We start from the raw sequence: 14,925 nt of genomic DNA on the forward strand, positions 1-14,925 counted from the left end.
GTACCTCGTGCTCGGCCCCCCTCGGAAGCACCGCACCGCCCGCCGCCTGAGACGCGACCCGGCCCCGTGCGCGGCGCGGGTAAACTGGCCCCGGAATCCCCACCCACCGAGATCCGCGCGACCCGGTCGCCGCCCTCGCGGCGCGCCCCGAGCCTCGTGCGGACCTGTCCGAGCCGAGCGGCCGGACCAACTTCCCGAGGAGCTCCTGTGGGACGCGTAGTCGTCGAGGTCATGCCCAAGCCCGAGATCCTGGACCCGCAGGGCAAGGCCGTCGTCGGGGCGCTCCCGCGCCTGGGCTTCACCCAGTTCACCAGCGTGCGCCAGGGCAAGCGGTTCGAGCTCGAGGTCGAGGGTGACGTCACCCCCGAGGTGCTCGCCGCAGCCCGCGAGGCCGGCGAGAAGGTCCTGTCGAACCCGGTCATCGAGGACGTCGTCCTCGTCGCCGAGCTGACGGCCGAGCTGGGCGGGGAGAGCGCCTGATGAGCGCCCCCGCAGCGACCGGCCTGGCCACGGCCCGGATCGGTGTCATCACGTTCCCCGGCACGCTCGACGACCGGGACGCGGCCCGTGCCGTGCGCCTGGCCGGCGGCGAGCCCGTGTCCCTGTGGCACGCGGACGCCGACCTGCACGGGGTCGACGCGGTCGTGCTCCCGGGCGGCTTCTCGTACGGGGACTACCTGCGCGCCGGGGCGATCAGCCGCTTCGCGCCCGTCATGGACTCGCTCGTCGACGCGGCCAAGGGCGGCCTGCCCGTCCTGGGCATCTGCAACGGCTTCCAGATCCTCACCGAGGCGCACCTGCTGCCCGGCTCGATGATCAAGAACGACCACCTCGCGTTCATCTGCCGCGAGCAGACCATGGTCGTGGAGAACGCCGAGACGGCCTGGACGCGCGACTACACCGCGGGCCAGCGCATCACGGTGCCGCTCAAGAACCAGGACGGCCAGTTCGTGGCCGACGAGCGCACGCTCGACGAGCTCGAGGCCGAGGGCCGCGTGGTCTTCCGCTACGAGGGCTGGAACCCGAACGGTTCGCGCCGCAACATCGCGGGCATCTCGAACGCGGCGGGCAACGTCGTGGGGCTCATGCCGCACCCCGAGCACGCGGTCGAGGCCGGGTTCGGCCCCGCGAACGAGTCCGGGCCCCGCGCGGGCACGGACGGGCTGGGCTTCTTCACCTCGGTGCTGAGCACGCTCGTCCAGGCCTGACCGCAGCACCAGCACTGCCCGACGGCGGGTCCCACCCAGGAGGTGCGGCCCGCCGTCGGCATGTCAGCACGTCCCGACGTGGTCGCGGGGCGGTAGGTCGCGGCGCGGCGGCCCTGCCGCGCGACGGCGGTCCGCCAGGAGGGCCGGACACGGCGGAGATCACCCGACGCCCTGCCGCGCGAGCCGCTACCCTGTTCCCGTGCCCACCTTCTTGTCCGGTTCCTCCACGTTCGGCGCCTTCATGATCGACTGCCTCGCGTGGGTCGCCGGTGCGCTGGGCGCGGCTCCGGGACGGGTGGGGGCTATCGCCACGCACGCCGAGGCGGTCGTCACCGAGTGGGGCTGGTTCGGCACCGCGGAAGAGATGACCGAGCGCATCGCGTACACACCGCTGCGCGTCGCGATCGCTTTGTTCCTGGTCATGGCGGTCGCCGCGGTCGCGGCGATCGTGTCGAGCGTCCTGACGCGCCGGGCCCGGTGACGCGCGGGCCTCAGAGCCCTGCGACGAGGTTGACCACCGCGCCGATGATCACCGTCCCGAACAGGTAGGACAGCAGCGAGTGGCCCAGCGCCGTCCGACGGATGTCCCCCGACGTGACGTTCGTGTCGGAGATCGCGAAGCTCATCCCGACCGTGAACGCCACGTACATGAAGTCGAGGTAGCGCGGCGGCTCGACCTGGTTGAAGTCGATCCCGCCGTCCTCGCCCGTGTAGTACTGGCGGGCGTAGGCCAGCCCGAACAGGGTGTGGACCGCGGCCCACGAGACGGTGATGCAGGCGACGGCGAACACCGCGCTCACGGCCTGGGCGCTCTTCTTCTCGGGTGAGGCCAGCAGGAGGAGCGCGACCCCCACGAGGCTCGCGAGCGAGGCCGTGACGATGAACAGGTGGGTCACGCGACGGGACGGTTCCTCGCGGGTCGCGAGTCGCGCGGTCATCCGTGCGTCCATGGGGGCGACCACGACCCAGGTCCACACCGTGAAGATCAGGGCGGTGACGCTCCACCCGGCCAGGACCGCGAACCTCGGGTAGCCCTGCGTGCCGAACCAGAGGCCCGCGCCGACACCCACGACCGCACCGATGCCCAGCCGCACCACGGGACCCGCCATCAGGGCGTCGCGGCGGGCGGGGGGCGTGGGGAGGTCCGGGATCGAGGGAGTCACGCGGTCAGTCAACCACCGGCGTCGAGGCCCGGCGCGTCGGGTCGTCGCGTCCCTCCGCTCCGGCTCGGCCTGCCGGTCGCGAGGCCACCGCCGCGTGTCAGGGGCGGCACCGACATGCTCCGGAGCCCGGAGGTCTACGGGCCTTCGGCGAGGTACCGGAGCTGGGCGCGGACGCTCTGCCGGGCGGCGGGGAGCACCCCGGGCGCGACGTCGCCGTAGACGGTCGCCGTGACCTGCTCGACGAGCTGGTCGGTCACGGGGGCCCCGGCGATCGCGGCCCCGGCCAGGGCCGCGCGCACCTCGGCGAGCCGGCCCAGGCGGTGCTCCCGGTACGCGCGCACGACGGCGGACAGGTCACCCAGGTGCGGGCCGTGCGCGGGCAGGACCGTCGCGGTCCCGAACGCCTCGAGCACGTCGAGGCTCGCGAGGTAGTCGCGCAGCGACCCGTCGGGCGTGGAGATGACCGTGGTGCCGCGCCCGAGGATCGTGTCGCCCGTGAGCACCGAGCCGTGCGGTCCGTCGTCCGGGAGGCGGAAGCTCACCGAGTCGGCCGTGTGGCCCGGGGTCGCGACGACCTCGATCCGCAGCCCGGCGGCGCGGAGCACCTCGCCCCCGCGCAGCGGTGCGGCAGCTCCCGCATGCGCGGAGCCGCCGGTCGCGCCACCCGTCGCGGGGTGCGCGGGGTGGCAGTGCGCAGGGTCGGCCGCCCGGACGGGCGCCCCGGTGAGCTCGGCGAAGCGCGCCGCCCCGGCGGTGTGGTCCGCGTGCCGGTGCGTGACGAGGACGAGCTCGACGCGCGGCCCGTCGGCCAGGGCCGTGAGGTGAGAGACGTCGTCGGGCCCGGGGTCGACGACCACGCGCGTGCGCGCCCCGGGCGCGGCCAGGACGTAGGACCTGGTCCCGTCGAGCGTCATGGGGCCGGGGTTCTGGGCGAGCAGCACCGAGGCCTGGTCCGTGACGCGCACAGGCACGCCCGACGGCGCCGCGTCGGCGGGCGGTCGGGCGGGCTCAGCGCGTGGCGGGGTCACGGGACGGGCGTCAGGCGAGCGCGTCCGCGAGCAGCTCGAGCGTCTGCGTGCGGCCGGGCGTCGCGTCGAGCGACTCGTCGGCGCGGGACGCCGCGACGGGCACGACCATGACCTCGTCGACGCCGTGCCGGGTGGCGAGCTCGCGCACGCGACGAGCCGCGGCCTGGGGCTCGTCGACGATCCAGCGGTCGAGCATCTCGTCGGCCATCTGGGACGTGAGCCCGTCGAGCGGCGTGGACGCGGCGTCCTCGACCGTCTCCTGGGCGCCGAGCGGCTTGCCCGAGCGCAGGCGGGCCATCATGCGCGCCTGCGGCAGCGCGCGGGCGCGAGCCTCGGCGAGCGTCGGGGCGACCGACACGTTGACCGTCAGGAACGTCTCCGGCGCGGGGTGCTCGGGGGAGGGGCGGTAGCCGTCGCGGTACAGCGCGAGGATCTCGTCCATGCCGGCGCCCGAGAAGTGGTTGGCGAACACGTAGGGCAGCCCGAGCTCGGCGGCCAGGCGTGCCGAGTAGTCGCTCGACCCGAGCAGCCAGACGGTCGGCACGGACTCCGCGGCCGGGGTCGCGTGCACGTCGTAGACCTGGCCGCTCGTGAGGCGGACGGTGGCGCCCTCGGCGCTCATGAGCGAGCGGATGTCCTGGACGTGCTGGGGGAAGCGGTCGACGTCCGACGTGGGGCCGCTGCTGCGGAGCAGGGCCGTGACCACGGGGTCGCTGCCGGGCGCGCGCCCGATCCCCAGGTCGATGCGCCCCGGGGCCAGGGCCTCGAGGACCGAGAACTGCTCGGCGACGACGAGCGGCGCGTGGTTCGGGAGCATGACGCCGCCCGACCCGACGCGGATCCGCTCGGTCACCGAGGCGGCGGCCGCGATCATGACGGGCGGGGCGGACGCGGCGACCGCGGGCATGTTGTGGTGCTCGGCGAACCAGTAGCGCGTGAAGCCGAGGCGGTCGGCGAGGCGCACGAGGTCCAGGGAGGCGGCGATGGCCTGGGAGCTGGACTGTCCCGAACGGACGGGGACGAGGTCGAGGACGGAGAGGCGCGGCGAGGTAGTCATCGCCAGGTGCAACCCCGCGATACGGCCGGGGTATTCCTGGACCGTCCGCTGAGTGCGGAGCTCTTGCGCGAGTCGCCCGGCGTGTCGCGCTAGAGCTCCGCACCCAGCGGTGCGGCGGGCGGCTCAGCGCGCGGCGAGCGCCTGCTCGACGTCCTCGATCAGGTCGAGGGGGTCCTCGAGGCCGATCGACAGGCGCACGGTCGTCTCTGCGATCCCGACGGCGGCACGACCCTCCGGCCCCAGCTTGCGGTGCGTCGTGGTCGCGGGGTGCGTGATGAGGGACTTGGCGTCGCCCAGGTTGTTGGAGATGTCCACGATCCGCAGCGCGTCGAGGAACTGGAACGTGCGCTTCTTGAGGAGCTCGGGGTCCGTGCCCGGGTCGTCGGCGCCGGGCACGTCGAGGTTGAACGTCACGACCGTCCCGCCGCCGCTCTGCTGGGCCTTGGCGAGCTCGACCTGCGGGTGCGAGGCGAGGAACGGGTAGCGCACGGCCGTGATACCGGGCAGCTCCTCGAGCGCGGTCGCGACCTGGAAGGCCGCGGCGTTCTGGGCCTTGACGCGCACCGACAGGGTCTCGAGCCCCTTGACCAGGACCCACGCGTTGAACGCGCTGAGCGAGGGGCCGGTGTTGCGGATGAACGTCTGGACGGGTCCCTTGACGTACTCCTCGGAGCCCAGGATCGCGCCGCCGAGCACGCGCCCCTGGCCGTCGATGTGCTTGGTCGCCGAGTACACGACGACGTCCGCGCCGAGCTCGAGCGGCTTCTGCAGCACGGGGGTCGCGAACACGTTGTCGAGCACGACGACGGCGCCCGCCGCGTGCGCGAGGTCGCTCACGCGGCGCACGTCGATCACGTCCTGCATGGGGTTGGACGGGGTCTCGAAGAAGACGACGTCCGCGGGGGTCGACAGCGCCTCCTCCCACTGCGAGAGCACGTGACCGTCGACGTAGTCGGTGCGCACGCCCCACTTGGCGAAGATCTCGTCGAATATCACGAGCGACGAGCCGAACAGTGCGCGGGCTGCGACGATGCGCGAGCCGGATCCGACCAGCGCCGCGAGCGACGTGAAGACCGCGGACATGCCCGAGGCCGTGGCGTAGCAGGCCTCGGCGCCCTCGATGAGGCGCAGCCGCTCCTCGAACGTGTGCACGGTCGGGTTGCCGTAGCGCGAGTAGATGAAGCGGTCGACCTCGCCCGTGAACGCGGCCTCGGCCTCGGCGGCGCTCCCGTAGACGTAGCCCTGCGTGAGGAAGAGGGCCTCGCTCGTCTCCTCGAACTCGGAGCGGGAGTGGCCACCGCGCACCGCGAGGGTGTCGGGTCGCACCGAGCGCGGGAGCGGGCCGCGGCCCGAGCCTCCGGGGATCCCGGCGGGGACGCGCAGGACGCCGTCCCCGGTGCCGGCGCTCACGACTGCTTCCAGGGGAGGCCCGCTGCGCGCCAGCCGTCGGCACCACGGTGACCGGCGCCGTCGAGCGCTCCCTCGAAGCCCTCGAGGACGTTGTACGCCGGGCCGAGGCCCGCCGCGGTCGCGGCCTTGGCCGCGCCGATCGACCGCGCACCGGAGCGGCACAGGAACACGACCGGGCGCTCGGGGGTCACACCGGCCGCGGTGAGGTCGGCGACGAACGCCGGGTTGGGGCGGCCCTCGACCGTGACCCACTGGGTCAGGACCGGTTCGCGGCCCGCCGAGGACAGGTCAGGGACGCCGACGAAGCGCCACTCGGCGTCGGTGCGGACGTCGACGAGGACGGCGTCCGGGTCCGACTGGAGAAGGGTCCACGCCTGCAGGGGCGTGATGTCGCCGGCGTAGCCGTCGGCGGGCCGGGCGTCGGGGACCGGTGCAGCGGTCGCGCGGTCGGGGGCACTCATGGTGATCCTCCATCGGTCGTGGCGGTAGCACCCTCGCCCGTCGCCGGGGGGTTGCTGCGGCGTCATCGTGCCAAGTCACTCAGCCGCTCTGGATGGTTGCGTCGGATCGTACGCCACCGTGCCCACAGGATGGAACGCCTGTCTCGCAGGGTGGTCAGGGGATAGGTTGCCGTGCATGGAGAGCTTCCCGTCCGGCCGTGAGATCGAGGATTCCTGTCGAGGTAGAGGGCTCGGGGCCTCTACCTCGACGCAAGCCCTCTCTCTCGGGGCAGACGGTCGTGAGCAGAGCCCGCCCGAGGAGGTCCTGACCGGGGGCAACTCCACGACCGTCGTGCGGAGCGGCGACACGGTCCGCCGGAGCGCCGGGCCGTGGACGCCCACGGTCCAGGCTCTCCTGGCGTACCTGCGGGCGACCGGCGTCACCGAGGTGCCCGAGCCGCTGGGCGTCGACGACCAGGGGCGCGAGGTCCTGTCCTACCTCCCGGGCGACGTCGCGAACTATCCGCTGCCCGACTGGCTCTGGGACGAGTCGGTGCTCCGCGACGCGGGCGCGCTCCTGCGACGCGTGCACGACGCGAGCATCGGGTTCCTCGCGGCCACGGCCGTGCCCGGCGGTGCGGTCTCGGGCGGCACGGCCGCCGGGGGCTCCGTCGTCGACGGCGCTGCAGCCGTCCCCGTACCCGCCGCCGCCCCGACCTGGCAGCTCCCGGCGCACGAGCCGGTCGAGGTCGTGTGCCACAACGACGTCGCCCCGTACAACCTGGTCTTCCGCGCCGGGACGCTGGTGGGCCTCATCGACTTCGACACCGCGAGCCCCGGCCCGCGGGTCCGGGACCTGGCCTACCTGGGATACCGGCTCGCGCCCTTCGTGGCGGACGCCGCGGGCGAGGACGGGAGCGACGTCGTCGGGCGCCTGGATCCTCTCGCGCGCCTCGACGCGCTGGTCGCGGCCTACGGGCTGCCCTTCTCGCGTCGTGAGGTCCTGAGCGTGATGGTCGAGCGTCTCGAGGAGATCGCGGACTTCACCGACGGCCGCGCAGAGGAGACGGGCCGGTCCGACTTCCTCGACCATGCGGCCATGTACCGCGCCGACGCGCGCCGCGTCGCGGCCCTGGCAGAGGACGCTCCGCCCGCCTGACAGACCCCCGCTGCCCACCATCCGAGACGCCGTGCCCACCGGTTGACACGCTCCGTGAGCCTCGCCCATCCTGGACACCAGGTCATGAGTGCCAGCGCAAAACCCCGGTTTGCTGGCCGGCAACCCTCCTCCGCGGCGGGGTGCCCCGGGTGACGACCGGGCCCCTCTCTACAAGGAGGGGGGCAAGCGCGGAGGGGCCGCAGGGCGAACTCCGACGACCACCGGAGGACGTGCCATGAGCGCACACGCAGTCATCGAAGCCCCTACCTCGTGTGCCGTGCTGCCCGTCGTGGGCAGCGACACCCTGGTCCCGCTCGTCGACGGGCGCAGCGTCCCGTACGCGAACCTCGACGTCGCGGCGTCGGCCCCTGCGCTGCAGGTCGTGGCCGACCGCGTCAACGAGGTCCTGCCGCTCTACGCGAGCGTGCACCGCGGCGCGGGCTACCTGTCCCAGGTGTCGACCGCCCTCTACGAGGCCGCGCGCCAGACCATCGGCGCGTTCGTCGGCGCCCGCGAGGACGACGTCACGATCGTCACGCGCAACACCACCGACTCGCTCAACCTGCTCGCGGGATGCGTCCCGGCGCAGGCCGACGGGACGCCCGGCCGGGTGCTCGTCCTGGACGTCGAGCACCACGCGAACCTCCTGCCCTGGCAGCGCACGGGCGGCGCCACGGTCCTGGTCGGCGGCGCGACGGTCGCCGAGACCCTGTCCGGGCTGCGCGCCGAGCTGTCCCGCTTCCCGTACGCGCTCGTCGCGATCACGGGGGCCTCGAACGTCACGGGCGAATCGCTCCCTCTCGCCGAGGTCGTCGCCGCGGCGCACGACGCCGGGGCGCGCGTCCTGCTCGACGGCGCCCAGCTCGTGCCGCACCGCGGTGTCTCGCTCGCGGCGAGCGACGTGGACTACGTCGCGTTCTCGGGCCACAAGACCTACGCGCCGTTCGGTGCGGGCGCGCTCGTGGGACGTCGTGACTGGCTCGACGTCGGCACGCCCTACCTCGCCGGGGGAGGCGCGGTGCGCAACGTGACGCTCGACGGCACCACGTGGCAGAGCGCCCCCGCGCGCCACGAGGCCGGGTCGCCCAACGTGATCGGCGCGGTCGCGCTCGCCTCGGCGTGCGACGCGCTCGCGGCGCTCGAGCCCGGCCTGCTGGTCGCGCACGAGACCGCGCTCCGCGCCCGCCTGGTCGAGGGTCTCGAGGAGATCGACGGCGTGCGCGTCGTCCGCGCCTGGACCGACGCCGTGGACCCCGTGGGCGTCGTGACGTTCTCGGTCGACGGCCACGACGCGGGCCTCGTCGCGTCCTACCTGTCGGCCGAGCACGGGATCGGCGTGCGCGACGGCCGGTTCTGCGCGCACCCGCTCCTGGCCCGCCTGGGCTTCCCGGCGGGGGCCGTCCGCGCCTCGATCGGCGTGGGCACCACGGGCGAGGAGATCGAGCGCCTGCTCTCCGCGCTGCGCGCCTACGTCGGCGAGGGGGCCACGGCCCGGTACGAGGTCGTGGACGGCTGCTGGGTCGTGAGCGACGACCCGCGTCCGCTGCTCCAGGTCGCAGGGCTCTCGGGCCTCTTCGCGACCGCCGCCGTCGGCAACATCACGGCCGCCGTGGGGTGCGGTCCCGCCCCCGCCTGAGAGGGCCTCTGACCTGCGGAGACGCTCCTCCGAGCGCAACGTTCACCCGTGCGTCACCTCGTCGTCCACAGCAGACCGCTCCGTGGTCTTGGCGGCGACGCCTGCGTGTGTTCTGATATGCGCTGTGCAGCACGATGTCGTCCTGGAAGGCCACGGGTTCCGCCTCGAACCCCTGGCTGTCGCGCACGCCGGTGCGCTGGCTCAGATCGTCGATCCGACGATGTGGGCGGGTATGAGTACGACCCTCCCTGCGGGGGAGGTCGGGATGGTGAACTTCATCGAGGACACTCGGGCTACCCGGGCGCTGACGGCCTTCGCCGTCGTCGACGCGGGCTCGGGCCTCGTGGTGGGGAGCACCGCTTTCCGTGACCTGTCGCTCGACGACAGGCGCGTGGAGATCGGGCGGACCTTCTACGCCCGTTCCACGTGGGGGAGCCTCGTCAACCCGGTCTCGAAATGGTTGCTGCTCCGACATGCGTTCGAGTCGTGGGACGTGCATCGTGTGGGCTTCCGGGTGGACGCGCGCAACGCTCGCTCGCTCGCCGCGATGCGTCGCCTCGGCGCGTACGAGGAGGGCGTCATGCGAGGTCATCGCACGGCGCCCGACGGCACGCGCGCCGACTCGGTGTGCTTCTCGATCCTCGCGCACGAGTGGGCGGGCGTCGAGCTCGGCCTGCTCGCGCGGATCACGAGCCCGCGCATCGTCCCGGTGCTCGGTCCGGTCGAGATGTCCGCCGCCGGCGAGCCCGTGACCACGCCGCTCCTGTCGGTCGTCCCGCCGGTCGCCGGTCACACCGCCGACGTGCCCGGCCAGCCCGTCGGACCGGTCACTGCCCTGCCGCCCGCCGTCGCCCTCTGAACCTCCCCCGTCCACAGCGACGCCCCGGGACCCGTACGGGTCCCGGGGCGTTCTTCGTCTGGTGGGTCAGTCCTTCTTGAAGGCGTCCTTGACGTCGTCACCGGCCTGCTTGACGTTGGCCTTCGCCTGGTCGGCGTGGCCCTCGGCCTCGAGCTTCTCGTTGCCCGTGAGCTTGCCGGCGCCCTCCTTGACCTTGCCCTCGACCTCTTCGGCCGCGTGCTTGATCTTGTCTCCCAGTCCCATGGAGGTCCTCCCGTGGTGATCGTCGGATGGTGGTTGGTTCGCATCGACCGTAGGCAGGTCGGGAGAGGACTCGCATCTCGGGGGACGGGCGGTTCACAGGATCCTCACGTCCGGTCCGGCAGGATGACCGCATGGAGAACGCCACGGTCCTGGAAGGGTTCGGGCTGCGCCTCGAGCCGCTCGGCGAGCAGCACGCGCAGGCGCTGGGGGCGTTCGTCGACGACGCCCTGTGGGCGGGCATGTCCTCGCCGACGCCTCGCGGGACGCCGGCCATGTCCGTCTACGTGCGGGACGCGGTGGCGGCGCCGGGGCGCCTGGCGTGGGCCGTCGTCGGGCCGGCTGCTCCCGGCGAGGGGCCCGACGGCGCCACGTCCGTCCGCGGCAGCACCTCGCTCTACGAATGGTCGCCCTCGCAGCGGAGGGTCGAGCTCGGCTCGACGTTCTACGACCGTCCCTGGTGGGGCGGCGTGACCAACCCGGCGTGCAAGTACCTGCTGCTGCGGCACGCGTTCGAGGTGCTCGACGTCGAGCGCGTCGCGCTGCGGGCCGACGCGCGCAACGCCCGCTCGATCGCGGCGATCCAGCGCCTCGGGGCCGTGCCCGAGGGGGTGCTGCGCAGCCACCGCGTCGCTCCCGACGGGTCGCGCGGCGACACGGCCTACTTCTCGATCCTGGCGGACGAGTGGCCGGACGTGCGGGACGCCCTGCTCGACCGGCTCGCCCGCCTGGAGGGCCTCGACCGGGTCGTCTGACGGGCGGCGAGCCGCGCTGCGGGCGACCAGGCCGAGCGTCCCTGTGGCCCCGGGCCCCGATCCTCCCTAGGTTGGAAGGATGCCTCCGCGAGCCTGCGGCGGGCGCACCGACCGCTGGAGGGCTGTTGACGACCGAGGACGCACGACCGGCAGACCCCGCGGTCGACCCGGACGACAGAGCATTCTTCGGGCACCCGCGAGGTCTGTCGACCCTGTTCGGCCTCGAGGTCTGGGAGCGGTTCTCGTTCCTCGGGATGCAGGCCATCCTCGTCCTGTTCTTCACGGCGACCGTCGCGGACGACGGGCTGGGGATGGAGGCCGGTCCTGCGGCCTCGATCGCGGCGGGCTACGGGACCATGGTCTACCTCGTCTCGGTCGGCGGCGGGTGGATCGCGGACCGGGTCCTGGGCTCGTACCGGGCCGTCCTGTGGGGCGGGATCCTCATCGCGTGCGGGCACTACACCATGGCGATCCCCGCCGAGCTCTCGACATGGCTCGGTCTGGTCCTCATCAGCCTGGGCACGGGGCTGCTCAAGCCCAACGTCTCGACCCTCGTGGGCAAGCTCTACTCGACCACGGACGAGCGCCGGGACGCGGGGTTCGCGCTCTACTACATGGGCATCAACGTCGGGGCGTTCTTCGGTCCCCTGGTCACGGGGTGGCTCGGCGCCGACGTCGGCTGGCACTGGGGGTTCTCGGCTGCCGCGATCGGTATGACGGCGGGCATCGTCCAGTACGTCGCCGGGCGCAGGCACGTCCCCGGGCACGGGCGCGGCCCCGAGGCGCCCCTGCCGCCGGCCGTGATGCGCCGGACCCTGTGGATCCTGGGAGGCGTCGCGGCCGGCGTGGTGATCCTCGCCGTCGGGCTCGCGCTCGCGGGGCGGCTCAGCATCGCGGGCGTGGTCGACGCGCTGACCGTGGTCGCGATGGCCGCGCCGATCGTCTACTTCACCGTCATGTTCCGCAGCCCCCGCGTGACGGGCGCCGAACGCGGCCGGCTCCGGCCCTTCCTCGTGCTGTGGTTCGCGTCGGTCGCGTTCAACTTCGTGCTGTTCCAGGCGTACAGCGTCCTGATCCTGCTGGCCGACCAGCACGTCGAGCGCACGATCTTCGGCTGGGAGGCGCCGGCGGCCTGGTTCAGCTCGTTCCTCGGCGGCGTCGAGGTGCTCGTCGCGCCCGTGGTCGCCGCCCTGTGGACCTGGCTCGGCCCCCGGCAGCCGCACGCGTCCAAGAAGATCGCGATCGGTGCGCTCCTCGGGGGGCTGTCCTACCTGATCCTCGTGCCCGCCGTGACCGGGCAGAGCGGAGACTGGAAGATCGCCGTCTGGTGGCTCCTGGCCTCGCTCCTGCTGCTGGGGCTCGGTGACGTGCTGCTCCAGACGACGGGCCTGTCCGCGACCACCAAGCTCGCCCCCGCCGCCTTCTCGAGCCAGTCCATGGCCGTGTGGTTCCTGTCGATCGCGCTCGCGAACGGCATCCAGGCGCAGACCGTCCGGTTCTACGGCGAGATCCCCGACGGCCTCTACTTCACGCTCAACGGGGCCGTCGCGGTGCTCGTCGGGGTCGTCGTCCTGATCCTGTCGCCCTGGATGAAGCGGACCATGCACCCCGTCCACTGACCGGCGGGCGCGACCCGCACGACCCACGTGGCCCCGCGCCACCGCCGCTGAACGAGCACCACCCGCCCGACAGCACCACCCGCACCACCCAGCACCGGAGGAACGACCATGCGGTACGTGACCGAGCTCCCGTTCGAGACCACGGTCGAGGACCACTGGATACCCCTCGCCGACGGCACGCGCCTCGCGGCGAGGGTCTGGCGACCCGTCGACCTCACGCCGGTCCCCGCGATCCTGGAGTACCTGCCCTACCGGCTGTCCGACTGGACCGCCCCGCGCGACGCGCAGCGCCACCCGTACTACGCGGGCCACGGGTACGCGTCGGTGCGCGTCGACATCCGCGGCAGCGGGAACTCGGACGGGCACCAGGACGACGAGTACTCCCCGACCGAGCTCGCCGACGGCGTCGCGGTCGTCGAGTGGCTCGCCGCGCAGGAGTGGTGCAGCGGCAAGGTCGGGATGTTCGGCATCTCGTGGGGAGGGTTCAACGCCCTGCAGGTCGCGGCCCTCGCCCCCGAGGCGCTCGCAGCGATCGTCACGGTCTGCTCGACCGACGACCGCTACGACAACGACGTGCACTACACGGGCGGGTCGGTCCTCGCGGTCGACATGCACGCGTGGGCGGCGACCATGCTCGCGTTCTGCTCCCGGCCCCCGGACCCGGCCGTCGTGGGCGACCGGTGGAAGGAGCAGTGGCTCGACCGCCTCGAGCACACCGAGCCGTTCGTCCACACCTGGCTCGACCACCAGACGCGCGACGACTACTGGCGCCACGGCAGCGTCATCGAGGACTACTCGGCGATCAAGGCCGCGGTCCTGGCGGTCGGCGGGTGGAACGACCCCTACCGTGACACGGTCCTGCGGCTCGTCGCCGCGGGCGAGGACTCGGCGGACCAGGGATCGAGCGGCGGACCCTCGAACGCAGGCCGAACCCTGGGCGGCCCGGTCCGGGGCCTCGTCGGGCCGTGGTCGCACCAGTACCCCGACCGCGGCCTGCCTCCCGGACCGTCGATCGGGTTCCTCCAGGAGACGCTGCGCTGGTGGGACCAGTTCCTCAAGGGCCAGGACACGGGCGCCCTCGACGAGCCGGCGCTGCGCGCCTGGATCACGGAGTCCGTGCCGCCCGCGACGGTCTACGACGAGCTGCCCGGGCGCTGGGTCGGCGAGGAGCGCTGGCCCTCCCCGCACGTCCGGCCCACGGTCTTCCCGCTCGCGGGAGCGCCTGGCGGCACCGACGACGTCGACGACGCAGCGGTCGCCACCGTGCTGCGCACGACCGCCCCGCTCGTCAACCACCTTCCCGTCCACCCGAGCCCGGCGGGCGGTGAGCCGACCGCCCCGGCGGACGTGCCGCCGTCGTGCCTCGTGGCCTCTCCCCAGCACACCGGGATCGACGCGGGGCGCTTCTTCCCGTTCGGGAACGACGCCGACCTGCCCCCCGACCAGCGCGAGGAGGACGGGCGGTCCGTGTGCTTCGACTCGCCGCCGCTCACGCAGCGGCTCGAGATCCTGGGCCGTGCCCGGGTCCGTCTGCGCCTGACGTGCGCGGGCGAGAAGGGGCAGGTCGTGGCGCGGCTGTGCGACGTGGGCCCTGACGGCTCCTCGACGCTCGTGACCCGTGGCGTGCTCAACCTGTCCGCGCGCGAGGGGCGTGACCGCGTGGTGCCGTGGGAACCCGGCGCGACGCACGACGTGACGTTCGAGCTCAGCGGGACCGGGTACGCGGTCGCGCCGGGGCACCGGCTCCGGCTCGCGGTCTCCTCGGCGTACTGGCCGTGGGTGTGGCCGCAGCCGGGAGGGGCGGCGCTCGCGGTCGCGCCCGCGGGCAGCTCGCTCGAGCTCCCGGTGCACGACGACGCAGCGCCGGGCGGGCACCCCGTCGTCACCTTCGAGGAGCCCGAGCAGGCGCCCCCGCTCGTTGTCGTCTACCCGGAGGCCGCGGACCAGCGGCCCGAGCGGCGCGTGGTGCGCGACGTCGCGGCGGACGAGTGGCTCCTGGAGGTCGACCCGAGGTACGGCGGGACGCGCATCTACCCCGACGGCCTCGAGTTCACCGAGGACGCCCTCGAGCGCTACTGGATCGGGCGCGACCCGCTCAGCGCGCGCACGCGCTCGGACTGGAGCGTGCGGTTGCGTCGGCCAGGGGCCACGCCGGCCGACCTCGCGTGGGACGCGAGCATCGTGACGCGCTCGGAGATCTCGTGCGACGCCGAGTACTTCCACACCGACGACGAGGTCGTGGCGCGCGACGGCCAGGACGTGGTGTTCGAACGTCGGTGGCGGCGCAGCATCCGGCGGACCGCGGGGTGAACGCTCCTGCCGAGAAGTGAGTAGATGCCCCTGATCTGACC

15 protein-coding genes and 2 riboswitches are annotated in these 14,925 nt (G+C 73.4%); of the genes, 9 read left to right on the forward strand and 6 right to left on the reverse strand.

Annotated features, from left to right (window positions below; genetic code table 11):
- Positions 1 to 207 precede the first annotated feature (207 nt).
- The 3 genes from purS (at position 208) to ACFWFR_RS10625 (ending at position 1,689) form a co-directional block, all read left to right on the forward strand.
- Entirely contained in the window at positions 208 to 480 is a 273-nt protein-coding gene (purS, locus tag ACFWFR_RS10615; RefSeq protein WP_056652540.1) for a phosphoribosylformylglycinamidine synthase subunit PurS, read from the forward strand.
- Complete coding sequence (purQ, locus tag ACFWFR_RS10620) at positions 480 to 1,208, forward strand: phosphoribosylformylglycinamidine synthase subunit PurQ (protein WP_068708001.1); 729 nt, start codon at positions 480 to 482, stop codon at positions 1,206 to 1,208. Before purS ends, purQ begins: the two co-directional genes overlap by 1 nt.
- Positions 1,209 to 1,407: 199 nt before the next feature.
- Positions 1,408 to 1,689, forward strand: a complete 282-nt coding sequence (locus ACFWFR_RS10625; protein ID WP_377622929.1) for a hypothetical protein — start codon at positions 1,408 to 1,410, stop codon at positions 1,687 to 1,689.
- A gap of 10 nt (positions 1,690 to 1,699) precedes the next feature.
- Here ACFWFR_RS10625 and ACFWFR_RS10630 read toward each other — a convergent pair whose 3' ends face one another.
- From ACFWFR_RS10630 to ACFWFR_RS10650, 5 genes are all read right to left on the reverse strand, one after another.
- The gene (locus ACFWFR_RS10630; protein ID WP_377622931.1) at positions 1,700 to 2,371 is read right to left on the reverse strand and encodes a DUF1345 domain-containing protein; all 672 of its coding nucleotides are present in this window, start codon (positions 2,369 to 2,371) and stop codon (positions 1,700 to 1,702) included.
- A 134-nt stretch (positions 2,372 to 2,505) separates the two neighbouring features.
- Positions 2,506 to 3,342, reverse strand: a complete 837-nt coding sequence (locus ACFWFR_RS10635; RefSeq protein ID WP_377622942.1) for an MBL fold metallo-hydrolase — start codon at positions 3,340 to 3,342, stop codon at positions 2,506 to 2,508.
- Between the two features lie 67 nt (positions 3,343 to 3,409).
- Positions 3,410 to 4,456: an LLM class flavin-dependent oxidoreductase gene (locus ACFWFR_RS10640; RefSeq protein WP_377622933.1), complete on the reverse strand. Its 1,047-nt coding sequence runs from the start codon at positions 4,454 to 4,456 to the stop codon at positions 3,410 to 3,412.
- Between the two features lie 123 nt (positions 4,457 to 4,579).
- Positions 4,580 to 5,839, reverse strand: coding sequence for an O-succinylhomoserine sulfhydrylase (locus ACFWFR_RS10645; protein WP_377622943.1), 1,260 nt, complete (start codon positions 5,837 to 5,839; stop codon positions 4,580 to 4,582).
- Between the two features lie 23 nt (positions 5,840 to 5,862).
- Positions 5,863 to 6,327: a rhodanese-like domain-containing protein gene (locus tag ACFWFR_RS10650; protein ID WP_377622935.1), complete on the reverse strand. Its 465-nt coding sequence runs from the start codon at positions 6,325 to 6,327 to the stop codon at positions 5,863 to 5,865.
- Between the two features lie 6 nt (positions 6,328 to 6,333).
- Positions 6,334 to 6,426, reverse strand: a riboswitch (SAM riboswitch).
- A 232-nt stretch (positions 6,427 to 6,658) separates the two neighbouring features.
- Here ACFWFR_RS10650 and ACFWFR_RS10655 point away from each other — a divergent pair.
- The 3 genes from ACFWFR_RS10655 to ACFWFR_RS10665 all read left to right on the forward strand — a co-directional run bounded on the left by ACFWFR_RS10655 (position 6,659) and on the right by ACFWFR_RS10665 (position 9,960).
- Entirely contained in the window at positions 6,659 to 7,465 is an 807-nt protein-coding gene (locus ACFWFR_RS10655) for a phosphotransferase enzyme family protein (RefSeq protein WP_377622936.1), read from the forward strand.
- 80 nt (positions 7,466 to 7,545) lie between these two features.
- Positions 7,546 to 7,660: riboswitch (SAM riboswitch) on the forward strand.
- Positions 7,661 to 7,700: 40 nt separating this feature from the next.
- Positions 7,701 to 9,101 carry an aminotransferase class V-fold PLP-dependent enzyme gene (locus ACFWFR_RS10660; RefSeq protein WP_377622937.1) on the forward strand — a complete coding sequence of 467 codons (1,401 nt, stop codon included), beginning with the start codon at positions 7,701 to 7,703 and terminating at the stop codon, positions 9,099 to 9,101.
- Positions 9,102 to 9,225: 124 nt separating this feature from the next.
- Complete coding sequence (locus tag ACFWFR_RS10665; RefSeq protein WP_377622938.1) at positions 9,226 to 9,960, forward strand: GNAT family N-acetyltransferase; 735 nt, start codon at positions 9,226 to 9,228, stop codon at positions 9,958 to 9,960.
- Between the two features lie 66 nt (positions 9,961 to 10,026).
- Here ACFWFR_RS10665 and ACFWFR_RS10670 read toward each other — a convergent pair whose 3' ends face one another.
- On the reverse strand, positions 10,027 to 10,203 hold the full coding sequence (locus tag ACFWFR_RS10670) for a CsbD family protein (RefSeq protein ID WP_191805606.1): 177 nt from the start codon (positions 10,201 to 10,203) through the stop codon (positions 10,027 to 10,029).
- A 131-nt stretch (positions 10,204 to 10,334) separates the two neighbouring features.
- Between ACFWFR_RS10670 and ACFWFR_RS10675 the strand changes: the two genes are divergently transcribed.
- The 3 genes from ACFWFR_RS10675 (at position 10,335) to ACFWFR_RS10685 (ending at position 14,884) form a co-directional block, all read left to right on the forward strand.
- Positions 10,335 to 10,955 (forward strand): GNAT family N-acetyltransferase, encoded by a 621-nt coding sequence (locus ACFWFR_RS10675; RefSeq protein WP_377622939.1) that lies wholly within the window; start codon positions 10,335 to 10,337, stop codon positions 10,953 to 10,955.
- A gap of 125 nt (positions 10,956 to 11,080) precedes the next feature.
- Positions 11,081 to 12,574 carry a peptide MFS transporter gene (locus tag ACFWFR_RS10680; protein ID WP_377622940.1) on the forward strand — a complete coding sequence of 498 codons (1,494 nt, stop codon included), beginning with the start codon at positions 11,081 to 11,083 and terminating at the stop codon, positions 12,572 to 12,574.
- A gap of 108 nt (positions 12,575 to 12,682) precedes the next feature.
- On the forward strand, positions 12,683 to 14,884 hold the full coding sequence (locus ACFWFR_RS10685; RefSeq protein ID WP_377622941.1) for a CocE/NonD family hydrolase: 2,202 nt from the start codon (positions 12,683 to 12,685) through the stop codon (positions 14,882 to 14,884).
- Positions 14,885 to 14,925 lie beyond the last annotated feature (41 nt).

The sequence above is a fragment of the Oerskovia sp. NPDC060287 genome (assembly GCF_042726775.1).
GTDB classification, from domain to species: Bacteria; Actinomycetota; Actinomycetes; order Actinomycetales; family Cellulomonadaceae; genus Oerskovia; species Oerskovia merdavium.